8 protein-coding genes are annotated in these 9,674 nt (G+C 51.7%); 3 read left to right on the forward strand and 5 right to left on the reverse strand.

The genetic code is table 11. The features are described from left to right. From ligD to VFS25_RS07125, 3 genes are all read right to left on the reverse strand, one after another. The coding region (ligD, locus tag VFS25_RS07115) for a DNA ligase D (protein WP_326461434.1) at window positions 1-1,800 on the reverse strand (1,800 nt) is incomplete at its 3' end. A 56-nt stretch (window positions 1,801-1,856) separates the two neighbouring features. Continuing rightward, window positions 1,857-2,957 carry a Gfo/Idh/MocA family oxidoreductase gene (locus tag VFS25_RS07120; protein WP_326461435.1) on the reverse strand — a complete coding sequence of 367 codons (1,101 nt, stop codon included), beginning with the start codon at window positions 2,955-2,957 and terminating at the stop codon, window positions 1,857-1,859. Window positions 2,958-3,333: 376 nt separating this feature from the next. Continuing rightward, window positions 3,334-4,392 (reverse strand): saccharopine dehydrogenase family protein, encoded by a 1,059-nt coding sequence (locus VFS25_RS07125; RefSeq protein WP_326461436.1) that lies wholly within the window; start codon window positions 4,390-4,392, stop codon window positions 3,334-3,336. Between the two features lie 158 nt (window positions 4,393-4,550). On the opposite strand from VFS25_RS07125, the gene ygiD reads away from it, so the two are divergent. Continuing rightward, window positions 4,551-5,432, forward strand: coding sequence for a 4,5-DOPA dioxygenase extradiol (ygiD, locus tag VFS25_RS07130; protein ID WP_326461437.1), 882 nt, complete (start codon window positions 4,551-4,553; stop codon window positions 5,430-5,432). Here ygiD and VFS25_RS07135 read toward each other — a convergent pair. Beyond that, complete coding sequence (locus VFS25_RS07135; RefSeq protein WP_326461438.1) at window positions 5,429-5,740, reverse strand: hypothetical protein; 312 nt, start codon at window positions 5,738-5,740, stop codon at window positions 5,429-5,431. The genes ygiD and VFS25_RS07135 overlap by 4 nt on opposite strands. A 213-nt stretch (window positions 5,741-5,953) precedes the next feature. Beyond that, entirely contained in the window at window positions 5,954-6,610 is a 657-nt protein-coding gene (msrA, locus tag VFS25_RS07140) for a peptide-methionine (S)-S-oxide reductase MsrA (RefSeq protein WP_326461439.1), read from the reverse strand. A gap of 208 nt (window positions 6,611-6,818) precedes the next feature. Here msrA and VFS25_RS07145 point away from each other — a divergent pair, with 208 nt between their 5' ends. Both VFS25_RS07145 and VFS25_RS07150 read left to right on the forward strand, forming a co-directional pair. After that, window positions 6,819-8,927, forward strand: a complete 2,109-nt coding sequence (locus tag VFS25_RS07145) for an endonuclease MutS2 (RefSeq protein WP_326461440.1) — start codon at window positions 6,819-6,821, stop codon at window positions 8,925-8,927. A gap of 181 nt (window positions 8,928-9,108) precedes the next feature. After that, window positions 9,109-9,674: ABC transporter permease (locus VFS25_RS07150; protein ID WP_326461441.1), on the forward strand; the 566-nt coding region annotated here is incomplete at its 3' end.

The raw sequence follows: 9,674 nt of genomic DNA on the forward strand, positions 1-9,674 counted from the left end.
GGCAGTAGCCCTTTCAATGGTAGTAAACGATGGAATGGCCTTGTGCACCAGCTTTGCAATAACCCGGGCAAACTCTTTGGATTGCTCATATGTGTACTTTGCGCCCAGCGGAATATAGATATGCAGGCCCGTAGAGCCGGATGTTTTACAGCAGGAGGGTACGCCGGCGGCATCCAGTATTTCCTTTGTTACCTGCGCTGCTTCAATTACCTGGTTAAAGGTGGTTTTGTCGGGGTCCAGGTCTATCAGGCACCAGTCCGGGTGATCGGGGGTTTGAATGCGGCTGCTCCAGGGGTTCATTTCAATGCAGCCCAGGGAGGCTATGTACAGCAGGCTGGCTTCGTCCGTACACACCAGGAAGTTTTTATCACGTCCGTCGGCGTCGCTGTGGTAGGGGAAGGTGGCTATCCAATCGGGTACTTTGCCGGTAACATCTTTCTGGTAAAAGCTTTTGCCGTTAATGCCATTGGGATGCCGGTTGAGGGATTGGGGCCTGTCTTTCATATAAGGCAGCATATAGGGCGCTACCTGGTAATAATAATTCAGCATATCCCGCTTGGTCACCTTTTCCTTTGGCCAGAACAGCTTGTCCAGGTTGGTGAACTTCAGGGCATGCTCTCCTATAGGCCGCACCTGGGTTTTATCGGTGGGGTTCAGCAAGGTTTTGCGCCCTGTATTGCCGGCGGGCGTCAGCAGCTTTTTGCCGGCGCCGGTGGTACGTGTTTTAACCCGGGCCGCAGCCGGCACCTGCTGCTCCAGCACTACCTGTTCTGCCGGTTTATCTTCACGCAGGCCTTCAAAAGAGGGATGGCGCATTACGCCATCGGGCGTCATTTCCCGGAAGCTTACCTCACATACCAGCCGGGGCTGCAGCCAGGTAACCGCTGCTGCCGGCGGGTTGGGGCGGAAACGGGAAGGTTTGTTAACATCCGGTACAGTGGTAAAGGGACACTGTTTTATCTCCAAAGGCTTAAACTGCTGCAGCAGCTGTTTTTGCAGGCGGGTGTTAAAGCCGGTGCCTATTTTGCCGGTATAGTGCAGCTGCCCTTTTTCGTATAACCCTACCAGTAAGGCGCTGAATGGTTTGCCCGAACCTTCGTTGCGGGTGTAGCCGCCTATTACCACCTCCTGCCGCTCGCTGGTTTTTATTTTCAGCCACTCTTTGCTGCGCTCACCGGGATAATACAGGCTGTCGGCCCTTTTGGCAATAATACCTTCCAGCCCCATTTTTTTTACCACTTCAAAAAATTCTGTGCCGGAGGTGGCAAAGCTTTCACTGAGGCGGATGATGCCGTCCGCGGGTACCTGCTGCTCCAGCAGGGCCCTGCGTTCTGTAAGAGGGCGGTTGGTAAGGTCATGCCCGTTCAGCCATAGCAGGTCAAATACATAGTAAATGAGCGCGCCGTCGGCCTCACTACGCCAGCCCTGCAGCCGGCTGAAATCGGCCCGGCCCTGTTCATCCAATACAATAATCTCCCCATCTACCACAGCTTGTATGCCCCATTGCTGTATGGCTTCGTAAACAGGATAGAATTTATCATTAAAGGATTTATTGTTGCGGGATTTGAGATCTGTTGTTTTTTTATCCATAAAGGCCAGTGTACGGTAGCCGTCCCATTTTATCTCGTACAGCCAGCCTGCGTCATCAAAAGGCTGATCGGCCAGGGTTGCCAGCATGGGGGTAACATTAACGGGCAGTGTACTGCGTTTGGTGCGGACGGCTGTACGGGTGGTAGCGGCTTTTTTAGCCCGGCTTTTCGTGGCCGGGCGGGCAGTGGATGTTGTAGAACGGCTGGCCATGTTAGGTTTTTACAAGAAAAGGGCCTAAAATGCGTGCCGGTTTTACGGGATGCCGTTTATAAAGCCACCCGCTGGCCGCTGCCTGCGGAGCGGTAAATGGCCTCCACAATGCGAATGTCGCGCAGCCCTTCTTCCCCGGGTACCAGCATGGGCTTTTTTTGCATAATGGCCAGGGCGTCATCGTCCATTTGTTTGGCCTGCTGCCAGGGTACCTGGTAGGGATGGTTAATAGCGCCCAACGGGCTGCTGCCCTGTACACCGTTGTAGGCGGAATAAGGGGCCAGCTGAATTTTGCCTTTTTCGCAGGTAATGTCCATGAAGTTCACATTTTCCGCAAAGCTGGTTTTAATATGGGCCATGGTGCCGCCGGGAAACTCCAGGGTGGCCACCGCAATTTCGTCCAGCCCGTTCTTATAGATCTCCGGGCGGTTGGTAGAAGTTTGGGCCGATACCACCGCTACCGGCTCCATGCCCGTGCCCAGGCGGGCGCCCTGTATGGCATATACGCCCATATCGTACATAACGCCGCCGCCCATGGCTTTTATTTGTTTCCAGTGGTTGGTGCGGTTTTCCCGGTACCCCGCCGCGCAGCTTAATTCCTTTACACTGCCTAACAGCTTTTGCTGCACAATGCGGCGGTATTCCTGCGTATTGGGCTCATGCTGCAGGCGGTAGCCGATGGCCAGGGAGCGTTTATTTTTTTGACAGGCCGTAATCATTTCCCGGCATTCCTGCCCGGTAACAGCCATGGGCTTTTCGCACCACACATGCTTGCCGGCGTTGGCGGCGCGGATGACATATTCCTTGTGCATAGAAGGCGGCAATACTACATACACCACATCAATATCCGGGTTGTTGGCAATGCTGTCGAAAGTTTGGTAGTTGTAGATATTTTTATCCGGGATATTATACTGCTTTTGCCAGGCCGCTGCTTTAGACGGGGTGCCGGTTACAATACCGGCCAGGTAACAACGCCGGGTTTGCTGCAGGGCAGGGGCCAGCAGATCGGTGCTGTAATAGCCCAGGCCTACCAGCGCTATGCCCAGGCGCTCTTTTTTACGGGCAGTGGCCGCCAGCAGCACGTTGGGCGACAACAACAGCACGCCGCTGCCTTTTGCTAATGTTTTCAGTGCATTTCTGCGGGAAATGGAAGACATAATTACCAGTAATTTATGAGGTTAAGGTTAAAACAGCCACGCGGTTTGGTTGTTATGACGGTATGCTACATGAATATGCTACACTATGAAGTTAGCGGATTTCAAAAGCATGTGCAAGCACACGCTGTATAATTTTATGCTTTAACGGGAAGCGCATACGCTTTACTACCCTTTTCATACGCTTTTACCCCCAGTTGCGAACGCTTTTACTACCCGTACTCAACGCTTTTACTACCAGTTCCGCAGCAGCTGCGCCGCTGTTTACGGGCGCCGGGGCGAGAGCGATCCTGCATATGCCTGGTAACAATTGTCCTGGCCAGCAGCCAGGTTAGTGCAGGCTGCCTGTAAGCTTCCTGTGCATACAGCGCATGGCAGCTCACATTACATCCCGCTGTACCCGCGGCAGCTCCATTACCAGGTTTTCGCCGTAAGCAGTGGCAGGCGTTTGAAACCCGGGCGTAAACTGGCCCTGTAATATTTTTTGTGTGATCAGCAGGGTAGCATAGGCGGTGAGGTCATAGGCTTCGGGCGTGCGCAGGCGGGCCGTAACCGTTTGCCCCATGGCATTGGTTACGCGGCCCCAGATATAGCTAACGCCCTGGGTGCGCGTTACATCGCCCGGGCCGGCCGGCCCGTTGTCTATTTTATACTTAATGAGGGCGCGTACCGGCCGGCTGCGCAGCAGCCAGTTAAACAGGGACTGTCCTTTTAACAGCCAGTAGGCTATCCTGGGCATATTGGTATAGGTGCGTATATTGGGAATGCCGGTGCTGTAGCCTGCGGTAGCCACATCGCCCCAGGGCAGGCTTACAACAAAAATGCGCTTGCCGCCAAAGTCAACCCACATTGCTTTTTCGCCTACCGGCTCGTTTACCAGCCCGCCATTGACACGGGCAAAGCCGGGCAGGCCCAGCTTTTCAATGGTGTTCACCGCAGTGCCATGGGAAAGGCTGCTGCCAAGAATGGTAAACGCCAGCTTCAGGTCTACCGCATCGGGCAGCATATTTTTCAGGAACATGGCCAGGCAATCCGTAGGCACCACATCAAACCCCGCGCCGGGCAGCAGCATTATGCCTGCCTGCTTTGCAGCTTCGTTATAGCGGTATATCATTCCAAAAATCTCCAGGTCGCCGTTCAGATCCAGATAGTGCGTGTTGGTTTGCAGGCAGGCTTCTACTATTTGGCGGGCCGTACGGTCAAACGGGCCGGCGGCGTTTACCACTACCTCTACGTCCTGCAACGCGGCCTGCAGGGCAGGTGCATCGTCCAGGTCAATAGTCCTGTAAGGAAATCCCAGTTTTGCGGATAATGTGGTCAGCGGCGCGGCGCGGCGGCCGGCTAGTATGGGTGACAGCCCGTATTGATCTGCATAACGTGCAATTAACTCGCCAGTATAGCCATAGGCGCCATACAGCAGAAAAGTGTTGGATCCCATCCCACCAATGTACGAAAATATGAGGATTAATTAGGTAGTGTAACAGCATTATATACGATTGTGCAGGTATCTGAAACCCTGCTTACCTCCGGGTAAGCTGCGGGGCGGTTATCGCTGCTTTAGGCGTAATTTTGCAGGATAAAAAACTATGATCTCCCTTGAAACGTAAAGATTTTATAGGGAAACTATTGGGAGGGGCTGTTGCTATGATCTCATTACAATCGTTCAGGAATTTTACGGATGGCCTGCATGAGCAGGAAACGCCAATGCCGGTGCTGTTCATCGGGCATGGCTCTCCTATGAACGGGATAGCGGATAATATCTTTAGCCAGCGCTGGGAGCAGATGGGGAAAGAGATACCGGTACCCAAAGCCGTGCTGGTAATATCCGCCCACTGGCTTACCAGGGGCACGCATATTACGGCTATGGAGCATCCTGCCACCATTCATGATTTTGGCGGCTTTCCGCCTGCGCTGCATGCGGTGCAATACCCTGCGCCCGGCGATCCGGCGCTGGCAAAGGCTACCCGGCAGCTGATCACCAAAACCCATGTGGGGCTGGATCATGACTGGGGCCTGGACCACGGCAGCTGGACGGTAGTACGCCGTATGTACCCTGCAGCCAACATACCGGTGCTGCAGCTGAGCATCGATTATCACCAGCCGCCGGCCTACCATTATGAGCTGGCCAGGGAACTGGCGGCATTGCGTAAAAAAGGAGTGCTGATCATCGGCAGCGGCAATATGGTGCATAACCTGCGCATGGTGGCCTGGGATAAGGCGGATGCGCCGGAATACGGGTACGACTGGTGTATAGAAATGAATGAGCTGTTCAAGCAGCGTATACTCGAAGGCAATCACCAGGCGCTCATCCACTATGAACAGCTGAGCAAATCGGCCCGGCTGGCCATTCCTACGCCGGACCATTATTACCCGTTACTATACACGCTGGCCCTGCAGGATGCGAAGGAGCAACCTGTGTTCTTTAATGATAAATCAGTAATGGGGTCGCTAACAATGACTTCGGTGAAGTTCGGTTAAGGGTGTACGTGTGCCCTGGAATAAAAATAAATGCCAACGGCAATGCTCAGGAGTATAATACCCACCATTACCAGCCAGGCCTTGTTTTTGGGTTGTCGTACCGCATCGCGCAGGCCACGGGTTCGCAGTAAGGTTTCCACATCTTCTTTTGCCAAACGTAAAGAGTGTCTGATGCCGGTTTGCTGATTTTTTTGCTCCCAATAGTACTTGATGCCTTCTATCATACCCTTACGCAGGCAGAGGTCAATGGTTTTTTCTTCAATGGCGCTGTCAATGCTTCTGGTAGTAGTTGTTGACTGCTCAAGCATAGATGGATCGTTTTTTTTAACGTGGTAACAGCTGAATTACAGCGTCAATTTACTATTTTATTGCTTATAGGGGTAGTTTTTAACACTACATAACTCTTTGCAGTTTTTTTAAAACTGTATATACGTGAAAATCATTTTCCTATTGACATAAAAAATCGCCGTAAACTATTTGTTGCAAATAAATCTACGGCGATGGTTACAGCGGTACGGCTGCTATTTTGTGTGCTTGAGCTTATCTTTAAACACCTTTTTAAATTTCTCCAGCTTGGGCTTTATCACAAAATGACAGTAGGGTTGTGACCCGTTTTGATTATAATAATCCTGGTGGTAGTTCTCTGCCGCGTAAAAGTTGTTCAGCGGCGCTATTTCCGTTACAATGGGTTTATCATAAGCGCCGGACGCCTGCAGCTTTTCCTTGTAGTAGGCCGCTTTTTTGTGCTGCTCCTCGTTATGATAGAAAATAACAGAGCGGTACTGGGTGCCTACATCGTTGCCCTGGCGGTTCAGCTGCGTGGGATCGTGGCTTTGCCAGAAGGCCTGCAGCAGCTCATCGTAGCTGATTTTTGATGGATCGTAGGTAACCTGTATTACTTCTGCATGGCCGGTTGTGCCGGTGCATACCTGCTCATAGGTAGGGTTGGCAACGGTGCCGCCGGCATAGCCGGATTCTACCTTTATCACGCCATCCAGGTACTGGAACTGTGCTTCCGTGCACCAGAAGCAACCGCCGCCAAAGGTGGCTTTTTCTAAATGGGTATTGTCGGGTGTGTCCATATCGTCGGGTACTTTTTCTGTATTAGCAGGAACATTTTGGGCGCAGGCGCTGATGGTAACTGCCAGCAAACCACTTAACAACGCGTATCTCAACATAAAAATTTTTACTCCTGGTACGTAAATTACAATAATAGCGATGCTTAAAACGGGCAAGTTAAGTAACTTTAACATTCTTTTAGATATAACGAGATGAAACAACGAATCAAAGTTCCTGTTTGCATGGCGGAAAATAAGCGTGCTGTGACTGATAGCGAATTTTTGCCGGGTTGTTCCATGTGGCAATAAAAAAGACCAACGATTTTACATGAAATATTTTCCCGAATCGGCCCTGGTGCAACTGGAGTTTGACAAGGTACAGGCTTTATTGAAAGAGCATTGCAAAACAGAAATGGGTAAGCAAATGGCGGACGAGCTGCGGCTGCATACCCATATTGACTATGTACGTGCGGCCCTGCAACAGGCCCATGAGTATAAACAGCTGCTGTTACTGCAGGAATACTTCCCGAATGACCCGGTGCTGAACCTGAAAACAGAATTACGTTTACTGGGCATACAAGGCGCTGTGCTGAAAGAGGACCAGCTGATGCAGCTGCGCCGCCTGGCAGAGATCATGCATGGCATTTTCCGCTTTTTTGATCATGACCGCCGCGTGCAGTATGCCGGTTTATACAGCATCATTGCCAATACCCATTATGAAAAGAAGGTGATTGCGCTGATAGATGAAGTGCTGGACGAAAGCGGGCAGGTGCGCGATAACGCCACCCCCGAGCTGCAAAAAATACGGATGTCGCTGTTCCGCAAACGTTCGGAGCTGCGCCGCGTGTTTGACCGCATTCTCCAAAAGCTGAACAAGCAGGGCTACCTGGCGGATATTGAAGAAGCTTTCCTGAACACCCGCCGCGTGGTGGCCATTTTTGCCGAGCACAAACGGATGGTGAAAGGTATTTTGCACGGGGAGTCAGATACCCGCAAAACCGCTTTCATTGAGCCCGAAGAAACCATTGAGATCAATAATGAGGTATTTGCCCTGGAAAGGGATGAGGAAAAGGAGGTGTACCGCATTTTACGCAACCTTACCGCTGCCCTGAGCCAGCACGGGCCGCTGCTCAGCAGCTATCATGATATACTGGGGCTGTACGACTTTATACGCGGCAAGGCGCGCCTGGCCCTGGATATGGACGGTAATTTTCCCATGATCACCTCACATGCGCAGGTGCACCTGGTAAATGCGTATCACCCGCTGCTGCTGCTGTACAACCGTAAAAACAGTAAGCCTACCATACCCATTAACCTTACGCTGGACAAAGACAATCACATACTGGTGATCAGCGGGCCTAACGCCGGCGGTAAAACCGTTACGCTTAAAACCGTGGGCCTTATACAGCTGATGCTGCAGGCCGGACTGCTGGTGCCGGTGCATCCTACGTCGCAGCTGGGAATTTTCAGGCAGCTGATGATCCATATCGGTGATACCCAGTCGCTGGAATTTGAGCTGAGCACCTACAGCTCGCACCTGAAGAACATGAAGTACTTTATGGAGAACGCCAACGGCAAAACGCTGTTCTTCATAGATGAACTGGGCAGCGGCTCAGACCCTAACCTGGGCGGCGCTTTTGCAGAAGTGATCATGGAGGAGCTGGCGCGCAAGCATTCCTTTGGCATTGTAACCACGCACTACCTGAACCTGAAAATAATGGCCAACAAGGTAAAGGGCATTATTAACGGCGCCATGGGTTTTGACGAGCAAAACCTGCTGCCTATGTATAAGCTGATGGTGGGTAAGCCCGGCAGCTCCTATACCTTTTCCATTGCGCAGCGTATTGGCCTGGATCCCGGCCTCATAAACCGCGCCCGCAAGCTGGTAGATGAAGGGCATTTCCGGCTGGACAAGCTGCTGAATAAAGCAGAGCAGGACCTGCAAAAGGTAGAGCAGAAAGAAAAAGAGCTGCAAAAGCTGCTCAAAGAAAATGAACGCCTGAAAAAGGAATACGAGATATTGTCTGATAAAGAGCGCCAGAAACAGGAGCAGGCCATCCTGAAGCTGCAGAACAAGATACGCGAAGAAGAGCTGCATTACCTGAAAGATATGGAGCGCAAAATGAAGCAGATACTGGTGGAGTGGAAGCGTACAGACGATAAGCAAAAGGTAATGAAGCAGGCAGAGGCCCTGCTGTTCCGCAAACGGGAAAAGCAGATCAATGAAAGACAGGAAAAGAAGGTGAACGACCGTTTCCAGGAAATAGGCGGGGAGTGCAAGGTAGGCGACCAGGTAAAGATCATTACGAACAACCAGGTAGGCAAAGTGCTGGAGATCCGCGACAAACGGGCCATTGTGAAAATAGGCAACCTGCCTATGAACGTAAAGCTCTCGGACCTGGTGGTGGTGAAGGAGCGGGCGAAGGAGGAAGCGTGATTTAACTGCAACAACCACAGATCTGGTATCAGCAGTTTAGCTTTACAGCAGTACCACTACCGGACGTCCGGTGTATCAAAACCGGACACCGGCGCCAGCTGTAGCATATATAATCAATTGACTGACAATACCGCTTTTATCTGGCACTTTCTTAGCGCGGCGTTGGGGTAAACTCCGGTTCATGATCTCCAACTATTTTAAGATTGCCTGGCGGCAGCTGGTGAACAATAAGGTTTACAGCGCTATCAACATCTTTGGTTTGGCTATAGGCATGGCCGTTACCCTGCTGATAGCCTTATGGGTGTACCACGAATGTTCCTACGATAATTCCCTGCCCGGCAGCGACCGCGTTTACCAGGTAAAGCGCAATTACAACAGCAATGGCGAGATACTGACCTTCAGCACCACTTCCCTGAAGCTGGCAGATGTGCTGCGCAATAACATCCCTGAAATAGAATACCTGGCCGAAAGCGACTGGATGGGCCCCCATGGCCTGATGGCAGGCGATAATAAACTGTATATGCCCGGTGGGGTAGTAGGCGGCGATTTCCTGAAAATATTTCCGTTTCCCCTGCTGCAGGGCAATGCCGCCAGTGTGCTGAAAGAGCCCTTTTCCATTGTGCTCACGGAGTCAACCGCCAAAGCATTGTTCGCTAACCAGGACCCCATGGGTAAAACCGTACGGATAGATAACCTGCACGATCTTAAAGTAACCGGCATATTAAAAGACCTGAAAACACTGCCGGG

It is taken from the genome of Chitinophaga sp. (assembly GCF_035761305.1).
GTDB lineage: Bacteria > Bacteroidota > Bacteroidia > Chitinophagales > Chitinophagaceae > Chitinophaga.

Bases quoted from the DNA above. Each gene is read 5' to 3' on its own strand.
- VFS25_RS07120 (WP_326461435.1), bottom strand. From the start codon at position 2,957: ATGTCTTCCATTTCCCGCAGAAATGCACTGAAAACATTAGCAAAAGGC.
- VFS25_RS07125 (WP_326461436.1), bottom strand. From the start codon at position 4,392: ATGGGATCCAACACTTTTCTGCTGTATGGCGCCTATGGCTATACTGGC.
- VFS25_RS07135 (WP_326461438.1), bottom strand. From the start codon at position 5,740: ATGCTTGAGCAGTCAACAACTACTACCAGAAGCATTGACAGCGCCATT.
- msrA (WP_326461439.1), bottom strand. From the start codon at position 6,610: ATGTTGAGATACGCGTTGTTAAGTGGTTTGCTGGCAGTTACCATCAGC.
- VFS25_RS07145 (WP_326461440.1), top strand. From the start codon at position 6,819: ATGAAATATTTTCCCGAATCGGCCCTGGTGCAACTGGAGTTTGACAAG.